Origin of the sequence: Hydrogenophaga sp., from assembly GCF_035481345.1 — a bacterium.
In the GTDB taxonomy this organism is placed as follows: Bacteria; Pseudomonadota; Gammaproteobacteria; order Burkholderiales; family Burkholderiaceae_C; genus Hydrogenophaga.
Map to the genome: position 1 here is coordinate 35,095 of NZ_DATIGV010000018.1, position 18,092 is coordinate 53,186.

Annotated in this window: 17 protein-coding genes; all 17 read left to right on the forward strand. The window is 69.9% G+C overall.

Going from position 1 to position 18,092, the window contains the following annotated elements:
* Positions 1-36 precede the first annotated feature (36 nt).
* A complete protein-coding gene (locus tag VLG41_RS01235; protein WP_325347578.1) occupies positions 37-1,881 on the forward strand; it encodes a DUF1800 domain-containing protein in 1,845 nt (614 codons plus the stop codon).
* A gap of 10 nt (positions 1,882-1,891) precedes the next feature.
* A complete protein-coding gene (locus tag VLG41_RS01240) occupies positions 1,892-3,325 on the forward strand; it encodes a DUF1501 domain-containing protein (protein ID WP_325347579.1) in 1,434 nt (477 codons plus the stop codon).
* A gap of 61 nt (positions 3,326-3,386) precedes the next feature.
* On the forward strand, positions 3,387-4,100 hold the full coding sequence (locus VLG41_RS01245; RefSeq protein ID WP_325347580.1) for a glutathione S-transferase family protein: 714 nt from the start codon (positions 3,387-3,389) through the stop codon (positions 4,098-4,100).
* Positions 4,097-4,705 carry a glutathione S-transferase family protein gene (locus VLG41_RS01250; RefSeq protein WP_325347581.1) on the forward strand — a complete coding sequence of 203 codons (609 nt, stop codon included), beginning with the start codon at positions 4,097-4,099 and terminating at the stop codon, positions 4,703-4,705. The genes VLG41_RS01245 and VLG41_RS01250 overlap by 4 nt, the downstream gene beginning before the upstream one ends.
* A 404-nt stretch (positions 4,706-5,109) precedes the next feature.
* Entirely contained in the window at positions 5,110-6,798 is a 1,689-nt protein-coding gene (gene atzF, locus VLG41_RS01255; protein ID WP_325347582.1) for an allophanate hydrolase, read from the forward strand.
* Positions 6,799-6,846: 48 nt separating this feature from the next.
* Positions 6,847-7,851: an ABC transporter substrate-binding protein gene (locus tag VLG41_RS01260; RefSeq protein WP_325347583.1), complete on the forward strand. Its 1,005-nt coding sequence runs from the start codon at positions 6,847-6,849 to the stop codon at positions 7,849-7,851.
* 4 nt (positions 7,852-7,855) lie between these two features.
* Positions 7,856-8,698: an ABC transporter permease gene (locus VLG41_RS01265; protein WP_325347584.1), complete on the forward strand. Its 843-nt coding sequence runs from the start codon at positions 7,856-7,858 to the stop codon at positions 8,696-8,698.
* Entirely contained in the window at positions 8,695-9,516 is an 822-nt protein-coding gene (locus VLG41_RS01270; RefSeq protein ID WP_325347585.1) for an ABC transporter ATP-binding protein, read from the forward strand. The genes VLG41_RS01265 and VLG41_RS01270 overlap by 4 nt, the downstream gene beginning before the upstream one ends.
* 10 nt (positions 9,517-9,526) lie before the next feature.
* Positions 9,527-9,733 (forward strand): DUF4089 domain-containing protein, encoded by a 207-nt coding sequence (locus VLG41_RS01275; protein ID WP_325347586.1) that lies wholly within the window; start codon positions 9,527-9,529, stop codon positions 9,731-9,733.
* A 7-nt stretch (positions 9,734-9,740) separates the two neighbouring features.
* Positions 9,741-11,126, forward strand: coding sequence for an AtzE family amidohydrolase (locus VLG41_RS01280; protein WP_325347587.1), 1,386 nt, complete (start codon positions 9,741-9,743; stop codon positions 11,124-11,126).
* Positions 11,127-11,184: 58 nt separating this feature from the next.
* Positions 11,185-12,303 carry a BMP family ABC transporter substrate-binding protein gene (locus tag VLG41_RS01285; protein ID WP_325347588.1) on the forward strand — a complete coding sequence of 373 codons (1,119 nt, stop codon included), beginning with the start codon at positions 11,185-11,187 and terminating at the stop codon, positions 12,301-12,303.
* A gap of 13 nt (positions 12,304-12,316) precedes the next feature.
* Positions 12,317-13,426, forward strand: a complete 1,110-nt coding sequence (locus VLG41_RS01290; protein WP_325347589.1) for an ABC transporter permease — start codon at positions 12,317-12,319, stop codon at positions 13,424-13,426.
* Positions 13,423-14,343 (forward strand): ABC transporter permease, encoded by a 921-nt coding sequence (locus VLG41_RS01295; protein ID WP_325347590.1) that lies wholly within the window; start codon positions 13,423-13,425, stop codon positions 14,341-14,343. The genes VLG41_RS01290 and VLG41_RS01295 overlap by 4 nt, the downstream gene beginning before the upstream one ends.
* A 1-nt stretch (position 14,344) precedes the next feature.
* Complete coding sequence (locus tag VLG41_RS01300) at positions 14,345-15,034, forward strand: isochorismatase family cysteine hydrolase (protein WP_325347591.1); 690 nt, start codon at positions 14,345-14,347, stop codon at positions 15,032-15,034.
* Positions 15,031-16,614 carry an ABC transporter ATP-binding protein gene (locus tag VLG41_RS01305; protein ID WP_325347592.1) on the forward strand — a complete coding sequence of 528 codons (1,584 nt, stop codon included), beginning with the start codon at positions 15,031-15,033 and terminating at the stop codon, positions 16,612-16,614. The genes VLG41_RS01300 and VLG41_RS01305 overlap by 4 nt, the downstream gene beginning before the upstream one ends.
* Positions 16,611-17,276: a cysteine hydrolase gene (locus VLG41_RS01310; RefSeq protein WP_325347593.1), complete on the forward strand. Its 666-nt coding sequence runs from the start codon at positions 16,611-16,613 to the stop codon at positions 17,274-17,276. The genes VLG41_RS01305 and VLG41_RS01310 overlap by 4 nt, the downstream gene beginning before the upstream one ends.
* Positions 17,277-17,299: 23 nt before the next feature.
* A complete protein-coding gene (locus VLG41_RS01315; RefSeq protein ID WP_325347594.1) occupies positions 17,300-18,025 on the forward strand; it encodes a GntR family transcriptional regulator in 726 nt (241 codons plus the stop codon).
* Positions 18,026-18,092 lie beyond the last annotated feature (67 nt).

An 18,092-nucleotide genomic window follows, 5' to 3' on the forward strand; every position in this document is an offset into this window, starting at 1 on the left:
TAGACTCGCGCCCCATCCAATGGATGGAGGACGGTCATGGCGACGATCGAACACGACGATCTGCCCGGCGAAGCGGTGATCGAGCGGGAGGAAGCACCCGCGGGCCCTGACGGGCGCGCGGCCTGGGCCACGGCGGCGGCCGCGGCGGCACTGGCGGCCTGCGGTGGCGGCGGCGGGGGAGATGGCGGCGGCGGGGGCGGCGAGGCGCCATTCGTGCCCGTGGTCGACTTCCCGGTCAGCGACTACACCCACCTTGCCGCGGCCGACGACACCGAAGCGGCGCGCTTTCTTCAACAGGCGCAGTTCTCGTCCACGCCCGAAGAAATCGCCGCGGTCCGCAGCGAAGGCTACCCACTGTGGCTGGCCCGCCAATTCCAGCAGCCACGCGGCCAGAGCGGCTGGGACTGGCTGGAATCGCGCGGCTACGGCGCGGTCGACAGCAACAGCTACTTCTTCAACCACTACCCGGCCGATTTCATGCTCTGGAGCCAGTTGCTCTCGGGTGGCGAGGCCATGCGCAAGCGCGTGGCGCTCGCGCTGTCCGAGATCTTCGTGAGCTCGCTGGCCACCGCGGAGTTCACCTGGCGCAGCCACGCCTACGCCTCGTGGTGGGACATGCTGACGCGCAACGCCTTCGGCAACTTCCGCCAGCTGCTGGAAGACGTGACCCTGCACCCGGCCATGGGTTACTTCCTCAACACCCGGGGCAACCAGAAGGAAAACCCCAGCAGCGGACGCGTGCCCGATGAGAACTACGCGCGCGAGGTGATGCAGCTCTTCACCATCGGCCTGCTCGAACTCAACCTCGACGGCACGCCCAAGATGAGCGGCGGCCGCCCCATCGAGAGTTATGACCAGGACGACGTGACCAACCTCGCGCGCGTCTTCACCGGCTGGGACTTCGACACCTCCGACGGCGTGCGCCACACGCCGCCGGGCCAGAGCTACACCATCGAGTCCCGCGCCTTCGCGCGCAAGCCCATGAGCCTGCGCGAGAGCCGCCACTCCACACTGGAAGCGCGCTTCCTCGGCGTCACCGTGCCGGCGGGCACGCCCGGCCGCGAGGCCCTGCGCATCGCGCTGGACCGGCTGTTCAACCACGCCAACACCGGGCCCTTCTTCGCGCGCCAGATGATCCAGCGACTGGTGACGAGCAACCCCAGCCCGGCCTACGTGGCCCGGGTGGCCAGCAAGTTCAACAACAACGGCCAGGGCGTGCGCGGCGACCTGAAGACCGTGGTGGTGGCGATCCTGCTCGACCCGGAGGCGCGCGGCGGCATCTCGCTGGCGAGCAACACCCACGGCAAGCTGCGCGAGCCCATGGTCCGCTTCATCCAGTGGGCGCGCAGCTTCAACGTCACCTCCGCCGCAGGCAGCTGGAAGATCTTCGAGCTCGACAACGCCGGCACGCAGCTCGGCCAGAGCCCCTTGCGCTCACCTTCGGTCTTCAACTTCTTCCGCCCTGGCTACATCCCGCCCAACACCGCCATGGCGGCCAGCAACGCCACCGCGCCGGAATTCCAGCTCGTCAACGAAACCACCGTGGGCGGCTACCTCAACTTCATGCAAGGCGTGATCGAGCGCGGCATCAACTGCCCCAACCCGGGCGTTCCCTACGCCGCCTGGAACAACTACGCCTATGACGTGAAGGCGAACTACTCGCGCGAGCTCGCCCTGGTGACGAACGCCGCCGCGCTGGTGGACCACCTCAACCTCGTGCTCGCCGCGGGTCGCATCTCGGGCGCCACGCGGACCCTCATGGTCAACGCGCTCAACGCCACCAACGTCACCGCATCGAGCAGCGCCGACGCCAAGAACCGCCGCGTCTGGGCCGCCGTGCTCATGGTGATGGCCTGCCCCGAGTACCTGGTCCAGAAGTGAGGGACGCGCCATGAACTTCATCGATCCCGCCAAACACACCCGCCGCGCCTTCCTGCGCCGCGCCGGCCAGCTCGCCTTCACCGGCACCGCGCTGCCCACGGTGATGAACCTCGCCGCCATCGGCGAGGCCGCCGCCTTCGACGCCACCGACTACAAGGCCCTGGTCTGCGTCTTCCTCTTTGGTGGCAACGACTACGCCAACACCGTCATCAACTACGACGCCACCAGCCACGCGCAGTACGCCACCATCCGTGGTGGCATCGCGATCCCGCGCGCCGACCTGGCCGCCACGGTGCTCAACCCCACCGCGCCGCTGCCCGATGGCAAGCAGTACGCCCTGCACCCCGCCATGGGCGGCCTGGCCAACCTGTTCAACACCGGCGCCGCCGCCGTGCAGCTCAACGTGGGCCCCCTGGTGGTGCCGCTCACGCGCCAGCAATACAACAGCAACAGCGCGTCCTACCCGCGTCCACCCAAGCTGTTCTCGCACAACGACCAGCAATCCGTGTGGATGACCTCGGCCGCCGAGGGCACCACCACCGGATGGGGCGGGCACGCGGGCGACCTCGCGCGCTCGAGCAACACCAACGGCGTGCTCACCTGCGTGTCCGTGGCGGGCAACACGGTCTTCCTCTCGGGCGACCAGGCGCTGAGCTACCAGGTCAGCAGCAACGGCGCGGTGCGCATCAACTGCCTCAACGGGAACGTGTATGGCTCCGCGGCGGTGCGCTCGGCCCTGGTGGACATCGCGATGCAGAGCCGCGGTCATGCGCTGGAGAACGAATACAACCTCGTCACCGCGCGCGCCTACGGCACGGAGAGCGCCATCACCAGCGCGCTCAACGCCTTCCCGGCCACCAGCGCGCCTTTCACCAACTTCCCCGCCAACAACGGCCTGGCCAACCAGTTGCGTCTGGTCGCGCGCCTGATCGCCGCGCGCAACCAGCTCGGCAGCAAGCGGCAGGTGTTCTTCGTCTCGCTCGGCGGCTTCGACCTGCACGACAACCTGCTGGGCGGCCAGGCGACGCTGATGGAGCGCCTGAGCGGGGCGCTGACCGCCTTTCACCGGGCCACGGTGGACCTGGGCGTGGCCGACAAGGTCACCGCCTTCACGGCGTCCGACTTCGGACGCACGCTCACCTCCAACGGCGACGGCTCCGACCACGGCTGGGGCTCGCACCACTTCATGGTGGGTGGCGCCGTGCGCGGCCGGGCCTTCTACGGCAAGGCCCCCCCGGTGAGCGTGACCAACAGCAACGTCGACAGCTTCGACCAATGGCACGTGGGCCAGGGCCGCCTGCTGCCCAGCACCTCGGTCAGCCAGTACGCGGCCACGTTGGCGCAGTGGTTCGGCGTGAGCGGCGGCGAGCTGGGCCAGGTGCTGCCCTACATCGCCAACTTCAACAGCGTGGACTACCCCACCAACCTGGGCTTCATGGCCTGAGCACCAGGGGCTTCGCGCACGCGACACCCCTGGCGTGCCGGGGCGCCCTAGCATGCGCCCCATGATCGACCTCTACACCGCCGCCACGCCCAACGGTCACAAGGCCTCCATCGCGCTCGAAGAGCTCGGCCTGCCCTACGCCCTGAAGGTGCTGGACCTGACCGCCGGCGAGCAGAAGCGCCCCGACTTCCTCGCGATCAACCCCAACGGGCGAATCCCCGCCATCGTCGACCACGACGCCGATGGCTTCGCGGTGTTCGAGTCGGGCGCGGTGCTGATCTACCTGGCCGAGAAGACCGGCCGGCTCATGCCCACGGACGTGAAGGGCCGTTCGCGCGTGCTGCAGTGGCTGATGTTCCAGATGGGCGGCATCGGTCCGATGATGGGCCAGGCCAATGTGTTCTTCCGCTACTTCCCCGAGAAGATCCCGGCCGTGATCGACCGCTACCAGGGCGAGACCAAGCGCCTGTTCCGCGTGCTCGACACGCAGCTGAAGGACCACGAGTTCCTCGCGGGCGACTACTCCATCGCCGACATCGCCAACTGGGCCTGGGTGCGCACGCACCGCTGGTCCGGTGTGGACATCGACGACCTGCCGCACCTCAAGCGCTGGCGCGACGCCATCCGCGCGCGGCCCGCGGTGCAGCGCGGCATCGAGATGCCGCCGTCCAAAGTGGACCTCACCCGCGACGGCGACGAAGCGGCCCGGCGCTTCTCGGAAGACGCGCGCAAGCTGATGGAAACCGGCCAGAGCCTGAAGGGAGAGCAGCGATGAAACTCTACGTGTCCGAACGCGCACCGAACCCGCGCCGCGTGCAGATGTTCATCGCCGAGAAGGGCATGACGGGCATCGAGGAGGTGCTGGTGGACATCAACGCGCACGAGCACAAAGCCCACCCCATCCTCTCGCGCAGCCCGATGGCGCGCATTCCGGTGCTGGAGCTGGACGACGGTCGCATCCTGAGCGAATCGCGCGCGATCTGCGCCTACCTGGAGGGCCTGCAGCCCGAGCCCAACCTGATGGGCCGCGACGCCGAGGAACGCGCCTTCATCGAGATGGCCGACCGACACGTGGAGTGGTACGTGACCCTGCCGCTGGCGCAGGCCATCCGCCACCAGCACCCGGGGCTGGCGGTGCTGGAGCAGCCGCAGTTCCCGGACTTCGGCGCCTCGCAGCAGGAGAAGGCGATGGAGACCCTGCGCTGGCTCGATTCGCTGTTGCAAGGGCGGCCCTGGGTCGCGGGCGAGCGCTTCACCATCGCGGACATCACCGGGTTTTGCACCATTGAATTTGCGCGGTTGCTCAAGTTCAAGCCTGCAGAGCAGGGTTTGTCTGCGCTGCAGGACTGGCGCGACCGGGTGGCTGCGCGGTTCGCGTAGCGCTTCACTTCGCTCGCCGCACCTCGCGGTGGCTCGCGGCCACTGGGCGCCCTGCTCCGCGAATGTCCCCCGCCAAGGGCTGCGCCCTTGGCTCCTCCTTTATTTCGCTGCGCAGGGCGCCCAGCGTCCGCGAGCAACAAGCACGGTGGCGCACCAACCGACCGAGTGCCAACGAGGTCGGTGGTGATCGGGTGTCCGGCGCAGCGACATAAAGGAGGAGGAGCGGAGCGCGCCAGCGCTCCGCTCCGGGGGACAGTCGCGGAGCCGGACACCCGAGCGCCGCCGACCGGAGCAGCCGGAGAACGCCCCCCCAACCACCACCGAGACAGCCCCAAAAACAAACCCAGGAAAAACCTGGCATCAGACTTGCATCACATCTTGTATCCAAGATGGGATGTTTCAACATGGTGCAAGTCGAATCCAACACCAACGCCTGGCTCCACCGCCCCGACCGGCCGTTGCAGACCACGACAGAAGGCCCTCTTCAAGGGCTGAGGTTCGCCGTCAAGGACAACATCGACGTCCAGGCCTGGCCCACCACCGCCGCCTGCCCCGCCTTCGCCCGCACCGCCCCCGCGCACGCCACCGTGGTGCAGCGCCTGCTCGATGCTGGTGCCACCCTCGAAGGCAAAACCAACCTCGACCAGTTTGCCTGCGGCCTCAACGGCACCCGCTCCCCCTACGGCACCGTCCCCAACGCCTTCAACCCGGCCCTCGTCAGCGGCGGCTCCAGCTCCGGCTCCGCCGTCGTCGTCGCGCGCGGCGAAGTCGACTTCGCTCTCGGCACCGACACCGCCGGTTCCGGCCGCGTACCCGCCGGCCTCAACAACATCGTCGGCCTCAAGCCCTCGCGCGGCCTCATCAGCGCCCACGGCGTGCTGCCCGCCGCCCAAAGCCTTGACTGCGTGTCGATCTTCGCCCGCACCGTGGGCCTGGCCGCGCGGGTCTTCTCGCAGGCCATTGGCCACGACCCGCAAGACCCCTACTCCCGCGAACTGCCCCTGGCGACCGCGCCCTGGCCCGCCGGCTTCCGCTTCGGCGTGCCCGACGACCTCAGCGCCTGCGACGCCCCCAGCCGCGCCGCCTTCGACCAGGCCATCCAGCAACTCAAGACCCTCGGCGGCACCCCCGTCTCCTTTGACTACGGGCCCTTCGCCGAGGTCGCCGACCTGCTCTATGAAAGCGCGCTCGTGGCCGAGCGCTACGCCGCCATCCGCGGCTTCTTCGACGCCCACGAAGCCGACGTCCTCGAACCCGTGCGCAGCATCATCGGGCGCGGCCGCGACTACTCCGCCGCCGACTGGTGCGACGCCCAGGTGAGACTCCAGGCGCTGTCGCAGCGCACGCGCGCGGCCTGGAAAGGCATGGACCTGATGGTGGTGCCCACCATGCCGGTTCACGCGTCCATCGCCGACATGCAGGCCGACCCCGTGGCCCTCAACCGACGCCTGGGCGCTTACACCAACTTCGTCAATCTGCTGGACTACGCGGCACTGTCCGTGCCCACCGGCCTGCGCGCCGACGGCCTGCCCTTCGGCGTGACGCTGATCGCTGCGGCCGGCATGGACTGGCCGCTGCTCGAGCTGGGCCAGCGCCTGCACCACGCCAGCGGCCTCACCCAAGGCGCCACGGGTGAGCCGCTGCCCGCGCCCGACGCATTGCCGCTGCACGAGGAGCCGCGCGTGCGCGTGGCCGTGGTGGGCGCGCACCTGAGCGGCATGCCGCTCAACGGCCAGCTCACCGAGCGCGAAGGCCGCCTGCTGCAAACCACCACCACCAGCGCCGACTACCGCTTCTACGCCCTGCCCGGCACCACGCCGCCCAAGCCGGGCCTGCTGCGCGTCGCCCCTGGCCAGGGCGCCGCCATCGCGGTGGAGGTGTGGGACATGCCGCTGCGCCACTACGGCAGTTTCGTCGCGCTCATTCCCGCGCCGCTGGGCATCGGCAGCCTGGAGCTGGCCAGTGGCGAGCGCGTGCAGGGCTTCGTCTGCGAGCACGCCGCCACGCTCGGCGCGACCGACATCACGCACCACGGCGGCTGGCGCGCCTACCTGGCGCAGGCCAGCCGGCCGGCCACCGCGCTCAGCACCTGAACCCCGTATCCGCCTCACCCTTCCCCCATCCAACCGCAGGAGTTCTCCATGACCACCCTCCCTCGCGCCCACGCTCCCCGCCGCCGCCAACTGCTTCAGATGGGCACCGCCGCCGCCCTGCTCGGCGCGCTCGGCGCCCCGTCGGTGCGCGCGCAAAGCGGCCCGAAGATCCGCGTGGGCTACTGGCCCATCGCCGCCGGTCTGCCCTTCTATTCCGCGGTGGAGCTCGGCTACTTCAAGGAAGCCGGCCTGGACGTGGAGGCGCTCAAGTTCGCCGGCGCGCAGCAGGTGATGGAGGCCGTGCTGTCGGGTCGCGCCGACGCCACCGCCAACGGCACCGGCTCGGCCAACATCGCCATCGGCGAACTGGCACAGCCCGGTACCTTCAAGATCTTCTGCTCCAACCCGAGCAACGTGAAAAACGTGCTCGACGAGGTCATCGTGCCGGTGGCCAGCCCCGCCAAGGTGATGGCCGACCTCAAGGGCAAGCGCGTCGCCAGCGGCCCCGGCATCCAGAACGTGACGCTGGCCAAGACCGTGCTCGAGCGCGGCGGTGCCACCGGCGCCACCGTGGTGGAGCTGCCCATCGGCCAGCACGTGGCCGCCCTGGCCGCCGGTCAGGTCGACGGCGCCTACACGCTGGAGCCCACGGGCACCATCGGGCGCATGAACGGCACCACCCGCGTGCTGGAGCCGGGCGTGATCGCGAAGTACGTGCTCGGGGACCCGATGGCGCCCTGGTTCGGTGGCTCGGCCGCGCTGTCCTCGGACTTCATCAAGAAGAACCCCGAGGCGGCAAAGAAATTCGTCGCCGCGTACGGCAAAGGCGTGAACTACGTGCGCACCAAGGCGGTCGAGGCGCGCCAGTACCTCAAGGGCTACACCCCCATCGAAGGCGCGCTGACCGGCGAGGTGCCGCTGGCCGCGTACACGATGTTCAACGAGTTCACGCCCGCCGACGTGGCGCACTTCCAGAAGTTCTTCGACCTGTTCAGCGAAAAGGGCATCTTCAGCTCCCGCCTGATGGTCGACTCCATGCTCTACAAGGGCTGATGCCATGAGCGGCACACCCCCCGTGGCCGCCGAAGCGGCCACCCAACCCTGGGCCCCGCCGGCCTCGAGCGGCGCGCCCACGCCACCGAAGAAGACCGACTGGGCCAAGGCCCTGCCCGTGGTGGGCCCGGTCGTGCTCTTCATCGTCTGGGATCTCGTCGTGCGGCTGGGCTTCATCAAGCCCATCCTGCTGCCGGCGCCGCTCGACGCGCTCGGCGCGCTGATCAGCGGCCTCTTCGGGGGCCCGCTGCTGGGCGACTTCCTCATCACCGTGTGGCGCACGGTACAGGCCTTCCTCATCGCCGCCGTGGTGGGCATGCCCCTGGGCATCGTGCTCGGCAGCACCGAGAAGGCCTACCGCAGCGTGGAGTTCCTCATCGACTTCTTCCGCTCCACACCCTCGTCGGCGCTGATCCCGCTGTTCCTCATGATCTTCGGGGTGTCCGACGTGAACAAGGTCGCCATCGCGGCCTTCGGCGCGCTGCTCATCGTGGTGTTCAACAGCGCCTACGGCGTCATCAACGCACGCAAGCAGCGCGTGATGGCGGCCAAGGTGATGGGTGCCACGCGCTGGCAGGTGTTCCGCGACGTGCTGGTGTGGGAAAGCCTGCAACCCAGCTTCGTGGGCCTGCGCTCGGCGGTGTCCATGGCCCTGGTGATCGTGATCGTGGCCGAGATGTTCATCGGTGCCGACAGCGGCCTGGGCAACCGCATCATCAACTCGCAGCAGGTGATGAACGTGAAGGACATGTACGCCTCCATCCTCGCCGCGGGCGCGCTGGGCTACGCGCTCAACGTGCTCTTCCTGGTCATCGAACGCAAGATCGTTCACTGGAGCGGCCGATGAACGCCGTGATCAACGCCCCCGTCTTCGCCGACGTGCCCGTGCCCGAATTCAAGCCCGGGCCGGCCGGCACGCACATCACCATCCGCGGGCTCACCAAGTACTTCGCGGGCTGGCCGCTGTACGAGAACTTCGACCTCGACATCCCCAAGCACCAGATCGTTTCGGTGTTCGGTCCCAACGGCTGCGGCAAAAGCACGCTGATCAACATGATCGCGGGCCTGATCCCGATCGACAGCGGCGAAATCCTGTTCGACGGCAAGTCGCTCAAGGACACCAAGATCGGCTACGTCTTCCAGAACTACCGCGAAGCGATGTTCCCGTGGATGCGCACCATCGACAACATCGCCTACCCGCTCAAGCTGGAGGGCAGAAGCAAGGCCGAGGTGGACCGGCGCATGGCCGAGCTGGTGGCCTCCTTCGACGTCAAGTTCGACCTGCACCGCTACCCCTACGAACTCTCGGGCGGTCAGCAGCAGACGGCGTCCATCATGCGCGCGCTGGCACCCCGACCGGAGGTGCTGTTCCTCGACGAGCCCTTTTCCGCGCTGGACTTCGAGATGACCCTGTTCATCCGCGAGAAGCTGCAGGAGGTGTTCATGCAGACCGGCACCACCATGATGCTGGTCTCGCACGACCTGGAAGAGGCCGTGTACCTGGCCGACCAGGTGCTGCTGCTGACCAAGCGCCCCACCAAGGTGGCCGAGATCCTGCGCTACGAGGACCCGCGCCCGCGCACCACGGCCACGCTGTCCGAGCCGAGCTTCATCGCGGCCAAGAAGCGCAGCCTGGAGATCTTCCAGCGCGAGGTGCGGCGGTGAGGGGGCGGCCATGAACGAGCAGCAGACCCTGGCTTACGTGCAGGCCGCCGCCGTGGCGCTGGAGCTGCCGCTGGACGCGGCGCGCGCCGCGCGCGTGGCCACGCACCTGCAGCGCACCGCCGCCATGGCACGGCTGTTGCAAGCCTTCCCGCTGGACGACGAGGCCGAACCAGCCGAGCTCTATCGCCCCGCGCCCTTTCCACTGCCCGCGCCTTGAAGTCCCCATGCCCACCTTGAGCCACACCGCGCAGGCCATCGCCACGGGGCGCTCGAGCGCCAGCGAGGTGCTGCAGGCCTGCATCGCGCGCATCGAGGCCACGGAGCCGCGCATCAAGGCCTTCACCGGCACGCGCTTCGAGGCCGCGCGCGAAGACGCCGCCCGCATCGACGCGCAGCGCGCGCGCGGCGAGCCCCTGGGCCCGCTGGCCGGTGTGCCCTTCGCGGTGAAGAACCTGTTCGACATCGCGGGCGAGGTGACGCTGGCGGGCTCGAAGGTGAACCGATCGAACCTGCCGGCGCGCGACGACGCCGTGCTGGTGCAACGCCTGCGCGCCGCCGGCGCGGTGCTGGTGGGCTCGCTCAACATGGACGAATACGCCTACGGCTTCACCACCGAGAACAGCCACTACGGGCCCACGCACAACCCGCACCGCGCGGGGCATTCGGCGGGCGGTTCCTCGGGCGGCAGCGGCGCCGCGGTGGCCGCGGGCCAGGTGCCGCTGGCGCTGGGGTCGGACACCAACGGCTCCATCCGCGTGCCCTCGTCCTTCTGCGGCGTGTGGGGGCTCAAGCCCACCTTCGGTCGCCTGTCGCGGCGCGGCAGCTACCCCTTCGTGGCGAACATCGACCACCTGGGCCCCTTCGCCGACGACCTCGCGGGCCTGGCCCTGGCCTACGACGCCCTGCAAGGCCCCGACCCGCTGGACCCGGGCTGCTTCGCCACCGCGGTGCAGCCCACGCTGCGCGGGCTAGACCAGGGCACGCGGGAGCTGCGCATCGGCGTGCTCGGCGGCTACTTCGCCGACTTCGCGGGCGAAGACGCGCGCGAGGCCGTGGCCCAGGCGGCCACCGCGCTCGGCGCGCGCGAGACGGTGCTGTGGCCCGACGCCGCCGAGGCGCGCGCCGCCGCCTTCATCACCACGGCCAGCGAAGGCGGTGCCCTGCACCTGCAGCGCCTGCGCGAGCGCATGGACGACTTCGAGCCGCTGTCGGTGGACCGCTTCATCGCCGGGGCGCTGCAACCCGCCGCCTGGTACGTGCGCGCGCAGCGCTTCCGGCGGGTCTACCGCGACAAGGTCAACGCGCTGTTCCAGCGCTGGGACGTGCTGATCGCACCGGCCACGCCGGTGGCCGCGCCCGCGCTGGGCAGCGAGTGGATCGAGGTCAACGGCCAGCGCCTGCCCTGCCGGCCCTCGATCGGTCTGCTCACGCAGCCCATCTCCTTCGCGGGCTGCCCCGTGGTGGCCGCGCCGCTGTGGCCCTCGGGCAGCGGTGGCCTGCCCATTGGCGTGCAACTCATCGCCGCGCCCTGGCGCGAGGACCTGGCCCTGCGGGCCGGGCACGCGCTGGAACGGGCCGGTGTGGCCGCCGTGCGAACACCCCCGCCGTGACGGCACGACCCGTTCTTCCTGCCACGTTCAACCCTGTCCTTCCTCCAGGAGCGTTCCCATGAAACCGTTCTCTCCCAATCGTCGCGATTCGATCAAGACCCTGGCCGCGCTCGGCGCCGCCGGCACCGGCGTGCTCGCCAGCCCGCTCGCGCTCGCCCAGAAACCCATCACCGTGGGCGTGATCTACGTGGGCCCGCGCGACGACTACGGCTACAACCAGGCGCAGGCCGAGGCCGCGGCCCAGCTCAAGAAAATGGCCGGCGTGAAAGTGGTCGAGGAAGAGAACGTGCCCGAGACCGCCGCGGTGCAACGCAGCATGACGGGCATGATCGCGCAGGACGGCGCGAGCCTGGTCTTTCCCACCAGCTTCGGTTACTTCGATCCGCACATGCTCGCGGTGGCCGCCAAGTACCCGGACGCGCGCTTCGCCCACTGCGGCGGCATGTGGACCGAGGGCAAGCACCCGAAGAACACCGCCAGCTTCTTCGGCTACATCGACGAGTGCCAGTACCTCAACGGCGTCGTCGCCGCGCACATGAGCAAGAGCAACAAGCTCGGCTTCATCGCGGCCAAGCCCATCCCGCAGGTGCTGCGCAACATCAACGCCTTCACCATGGGCGCGCGCTCGGTCAAGCCGGGCATCACCACGCAGGTGATCTTCACGGGCGACTGGTCCATGCCGGTGAAGGAGGCCGAGGCCACCAACAGCCTGGCGGACCAGGGCGTGGACGTGTTCACCATGCACGTCGATGGCCCGAAGGTGATCGTGGAGACCGCGGCCAAGCGCGGCAAGATGGTCTGCGGCTACCACGCCAGCCAGGCCAAGCTGGCGCCCAACGCCTACCTGACCGGCGCGGAGTGGAACTGGCTCACCGCGTACACCACCTTCATCGAGGCCGCGCGCAGCGGCAAGCCGCACCCCAACTTCGTGCGCGGCGGCCTGAAGGAAGGCTTCGTGAAGACCTCCGCCTACGGCCCCATGGTCACCGACGCGGCGAAGAAGCAGGCCGACGGCATCAAGGCACAGATGGTCGCGGGCACGTTCGACGTCTTCAAGGGACCGCTCAAGGACAACAAGGGCGGCACGCCGATCGCGGCGGGCAAGGTGCTCAAGCAGACCGACCTCGAGCTGGAAAAAATGAACTACCTCGTGGACGGTGTGGTCGGCAGCGTCTGACACCGACACGGCCATGCGCAACGCCCTCGAGAGCATCGCCCTGCCCGCCGGCGCCATCGCGGCGGCGCTGGGCGTGTTCGGCGGCATCGTCGCGCTCGCGGGCGTGAACCCGGTGGAGGTGTGGGTGCTGTTGTTCAAGGGCGCCTTTGGCGACAGCTTCTCCTGGCAGAACACGCTGCAGCGCGCGGCGCCGCTGATGCTGACCGCGCTGTGCGTGGCGATCCCTGCGCGCGCGGGACTCATCGTGATCGGCGGCGAGGGCGCGCTGGTGCTGGGCGGCCTGGCCTGCGCGGCGCTGGCGCACGCGCTGCCGCTGCCGACCAACCTCATCGGCACGCTGCTGGTGTGTCTGGCCGGCGCGCTGGCCGGTGGCCTGTGGATCGCGCTGGCGGGCTGGCTGCGCCAGTACCGCGGCATCAACGAGACCATCAGCAGCCTGCTGCTGGCCTACGTGGCCATCGGGCTGTTCAAGCACCTGGTGGAGGGGCCGCTGCGCGACCCCGCGAGCCTGAACAAGCCGTCCTCGCCCGCCCTGGACGAAGGCCTGCTCATCGGCACCATCGCCGGCTCCGACGTGCACTGGGGCCTGGCGGTGGGCGTGCTGGCCTGTCTGGCGGCCGGGCTGTGGCTGCGCCTCACGCCCTCGGGGTTTTCGGTGCGCGTGGTCGGCGGCAACCCGCGCGCCGCGCAGCTCGTGGGCCTGCCGGCCACGCGGCTCATCGTGCTGGCCTGCGCGCTGGGTGGCGCGGCGGCGGGCGTGGCGGGCGCCATCGAGGTGGCGGCCGTGCACACCAGCGCCAACGCGGCCCTCATCGCGGGTTACGGCTACGCGGGCATCCTGGTGTCCTTCATCGCGCGGCACCATCCGCTGGCCATCGTGCCCGTGGCCATCCTGTTCGGCGGCTTCGGCGCGGCCGGCAGCCTGCTGCAACGCCGCCTGGGCCTGCCCGACGCCTCGGTGCTGCTGCTGCAGGGCATCGCTTTCGTGTTCATCCTGGCCAGCGAGGCGCTGCGTGAGCGCGACTGGAAGGGCTTGCTCGCGCTCTTCGGCCGCTTCGGGCCGTCCGAACCGGTGCCGCTGCCACCGCTCACCCCCCTGCCGGGCACCGGAGACAAGCCATGACGGGAGAACAGTGGCTCATCCTCTTCTCGGGCATCGTCGGCGGCGCGCTGCGCGTGGGCGTGCCCTTCCTGTTCGTGAGCCTGGGCGAGTGCCTCACCGAGAAGGGCGGTCGCATCAACCTCGGCCTCGAAGGCGTGCTGGTGCTCTCGGCCATGACGGCCTTCGGCGCCTCGTACCTCAGCGGCTCGGCCTGGGTCGGCGTGCTGGCGGCGGCGGTGGTTGGCGCGCTGCTGGCCGCGCTGCACGGCCTGTTGTGTTCGCTGCCACGCGTCAACGACATCGCCACCGGCATCGCGCTGATGCTGCTGGGCATGGGGCTGGCCTTCTACCTCGGCAAACCCTTGATCCAGCCGCAGGCGGCGCAGTTGCCCGCCATCCCGCTGGGCTTCTGGAGCGACTCGGCGGCCGTGCGATCGGCCTTGCAGATCAACCCGCTGCTGCCCGTCGGCATCGCGCTGGCGGGCTTGCTGTGGTGGGCCTTCGCCCACACGCGCGCCGGCCTGCTGGTGCGCCTGGCCGGCGACTCGGCCAACGCGGCGCGCGCCCTGGGGTATCCGGTGCAGGGCATCCGCATCGCGGCCACCGCCGTGGGCGGCTGCATCGCGGGCCTGGGGGGCGCCTCGCTCACGCTGTTCTACCCGGGCAGCTGGAACGAGGGCATCTCCAGTGGCCAGGGCCTCATCGCGGTGGCGCTGGTGATCTTCGCGCGCTGGCACCCGCTGCGCTGCGTGGGCGCCGCGCTGCTGTTCGGCGGCGCGGGCGCCATCGGGCCGGCGCTGCAATCGGTGGGCATCGGCTGGGGCTACCACCTCTTCAACACCGTGCCCTACGCACTCACGCTGCTGATCCTCGTGATCACCTGCCGGCCCGGCCAGGTGGTGCCCGGCAGTCCCACCGAACTCTCATCGAACCGCTGACATGGAACGCTTCGTCGACGCCCACCCCTACGCCTGGCCCTACAACGGCGACCTGCGGCCAGAGAACACCGCGCTCATCGTCATCGACATGCAGACCGACTTCTGCGGCGAGGGCGGCTACGTGGACAAGATGGGCTATGACATCTCGCTCACGCGCGCGCCGATCGAACCGCTGAAGCGGCTGATGGCCACGATGCGCGCGGCCGGCTACCCGGTGATGCACACGCGCGAGGGCCACCGGCCCGACCTGTCGGACCTGCCGGCGAACAAGCGCTGGCGCTCGCGCCAGATCGGCACCGACGGCATCGGCATCGGCGACGACGGGCCCTGCGGCCGCATCCTGGTGCGCGGCGAACCGGGTTGGGAGATCATTCCCGAGCTCGCGCCCCTGCCGGGCGAGGTGGTGATCGACAAGCCCGGCAAGGGCTCGTTCTGCGCGACGGACCTGGAGCTGATCCTGCGCACGCGCGGCATTCACAACCTCCTGCTCGCGGGCATCACCACCGACGTGTGCGTGCACACCACCATGCGCGAGGCCAACGACCGCGGCTTCGAATGCCTGCTGCTGTCGGACTGCACCGCCGCCACCGACCGCGGCAACCACGAGGCCGCGCTCAAGATGATCACCATGCAGGGCGGCGTGTTCGGCGCGCACGCACCCTCGCAGGCGGTTCTGGACGCAATCGCATGATCGAAGCGCCGGCCACCCCCATCGGCGCACTGCCGCGCGGCCTCGGCGCGATGTCGCTGGAGACCTACGGCCTGGGCATGCGCTTCGGCAGCTTCGACGCGCTGCGCGACGTGAACCTGAAAGTGGCGCCCGGCACGGTGCACGCCCTGCTGGGCGAGAACGGCGCGGGCAAGAGCACGCTGGTGAAGTGCGTGGCGGGCTTCCAGCGGCCCACCAGCGGCAGCGTGCTGGTGGACGGGCGCGAGCAGGCCATCGCCAGCCCGGTGGCCGCGCGCGAACTGGGCATCGGCATGGTGTACCAGCACTTCACGCTGGCGCCGGGCATGACGGTGGCCGAGAACCTGCTGCTGGCCAGCGGACGGGTGCCCGCCCGCATCGACTGGCGGCGCGAGCGCGAGCGGCTGGCCGCGTTTCTCGACACCACGCCCTTCAAGCTCGACCTGGACGCGAAGCCCCAGGCGCTGGCCGCGGGCGAGAAGCAGAAGCTCGAGCTGCTGAAGCAGCTCTTCCTCAAACCGCGCCTGCTGATCCTGGACGAACCGACCTCGGTGCTGACGCCGCAAGAGGCCGACGAGGTGCTGGGCCACGTGCGCGGCTTCGCGCTCAGCGGGCTGTGCACGGTGGTCATCATCACCCACAAGTTCCGCGAGGTGATGGCCTACGCCGACGACGTGACCGTGCTGCGGCGCGGCCAGGCGGTGCACCACGCGGCCGTGGCGCAGACCGACCCGGCGGCACTGGCGCAGGCCATGGTGGGCGGCGCCGATGCGCCTGCCGAGGCCATCGATGCCACCAACGCGCCCCCGGCGACACCGGTCGCCTCCGAGGGCGGCCTGCCCGCCTTGGAGGTGCAGGGCCTCAGTGCCATGGGCGACCGCGGCACGCTGGCCGTGCGCGAGCTGAGCCTGTCGGTGGCGGCGGGCGAGATCCTCGGCGTGGCAGGCGTGTCGGGCAATGGCCAGCGCGAGCTGGTGGAGGCCCTGGTGGGCCAGCGCCCGCGAGCCGCCGGCCGTGTGCGCGTGCAGGGTGAGGCCTACGCCGCGCGGCGTGAGGAGAACCACCGCCTGAAGGTGCGCAGCCTGCCCGAGGAGCCCTTGCGCAATGCCTGCGTGGGCGACCTGTCGGTGGCGCAGAACATGGCGCTGCGCGACTTCGACCGCCCGCCGCTGTGCGCGGGCGGCCGCCTGCGCTTCGGTGAATGGCGCCGACGCGCGCGCGAGTGGATCGCCGAGTACGGCATCAAGACCCAGGGTGAGAACGCGCCGATCCGCAGCCTGTCCGGCGGCAACGTGCAGCGCGCGGTGCTGGCGCGCGAACTGCACGGGCAGATCAGCGTGCTGATCGCCGCCAACCCGGTGTTCGGTCTGGACTTCGCGGCGGTGCGCGAGATCCACGGCCGCCTGCGCGAGCTCAGGCGCCAGGGGGGCGCCGTGCTGCTGATCAGCGAAGACCTGGACGAGTTGCTGGAACTGGCCGACCGCATCGTGGTGATGAGCGAGGGTCGCATCGCATTCGAAACAACGGCCGCGCAGGCCGATCGGCAAATGCTGGGCGCCCACATGGGCGGGGGACACGGATGAACATCGCGGCACAACCCTTCGCCTTCGACTTCGACCTCGCGCACTGCGCACTCGTGATCATCGACATGCAGCGCGACTTCATGGAGCGCGGCGGCTTCGGCGAGACGCTGGGCAACGACGTGTCACGCCTGCAGGCCATCGTGCCCGCCTGCCAGGCCGTGCTGCACGCCTGGCGCCGCGCCGGCGGCCTGGTGGTGCACACGCGCGAGGCGCACCGGCCCGACCTGTCGGATTGCCCGCCGGCCAAGCGCCTGCGCGGCAGCCCCACGCTGCGCATCGGCGACGAGGGGCCCATGGGCCGCATCCTCGTGGCCGGTGAGCCGGGCAACCAGATCATCGAAGCGCTGGCGCCGCGACCGGGCGAGATCGCGCTCGACAAGCCCGGCAAGGGCGCTTTCTGGGCCACGCCGCTGCACAACCTGCTGCAGCAGGCCGGCGTCACGCAGCTCGTCTTCATGGGCGTGACGACCGAGGTCTGCGTGCAGACCAGCATGCGCGAGGCCAACGACCGCGGCTACGACGGCCTGCTGCTGGAAGACTGTACCGAGAGCTACTTTCCGCACTTCAAGAGCGCCACGTTGGAGATGATCCGCGCGCAAGGCGCGATCGTCGGCTGGACCGCGTCCAGCGCCGCCCTGCTGGCCGCGCTGCCCACGCCCTGACCCCCACACTGCTAGAGTGCCTTGTGCCCACCACCGCCCAACGACGTTCAGCCCCTCACGCCAAGCGCGCAGCGACGCCACCCTCGCGCGCCGACGAGGTGTACGAACAGCTCAAGCGCGACATCGCCGACTTCCACCTGCTGCCGGGCGACCGCTTCACCGAAAACGAGCTCTGCGAGCGCCTGAATGTGTCGCGCACACCGGTGCGCCAGGCGCTGATTCGCCTGCAGCAGGAGGGCTTCGTGGAGGTGCTGTTCCGCGCGGGCTGGCGCGTGCTGCCCTTCGACTTCAACCGCTTCGACCAGCTCTACGACCTGCGCATGCTGCTGGAGACGGCGGCGGTGCAGCGCCTGTGCGCGCACGAGGGCCCGCCCGGCCCGCTGCTGCAGGGTCTGAAGGAGTTGTGGCTGGTGCCGGCCGGCGACCGCGAAAGCGACGCGGCCGCGGTGGCGGCGATGGACGAGGCGTTTCACCAGACGCTGGTGCGCGCGGCCGGCAACGACGAGCTGGCGCGTGTGCACCAGGACGTGACGGAGCGCATCCGCATCATCCGCCGGCTGGATTTTCTGAAGCAGATGCGCATCGACGCGACCTACGACGAGCACGCCAAAATCCTGCGGGCGGTGCTGGCGCGCAACGCGGACCGCGCGAGCCTGCTGCTGCGCACGCACATCCAGACCAGCCAGGTGGAGGTGCGCAAGATCACCCTGCACCAGGTGTTTCTGGCGCGGCAGACGGGGGTGGGCTGAGCTTCTTCCGCCCTGTTGTGGCTACGGGTCACGCAGCGCTTCGTTTCGCTCGTTGCACCTCGCGAAG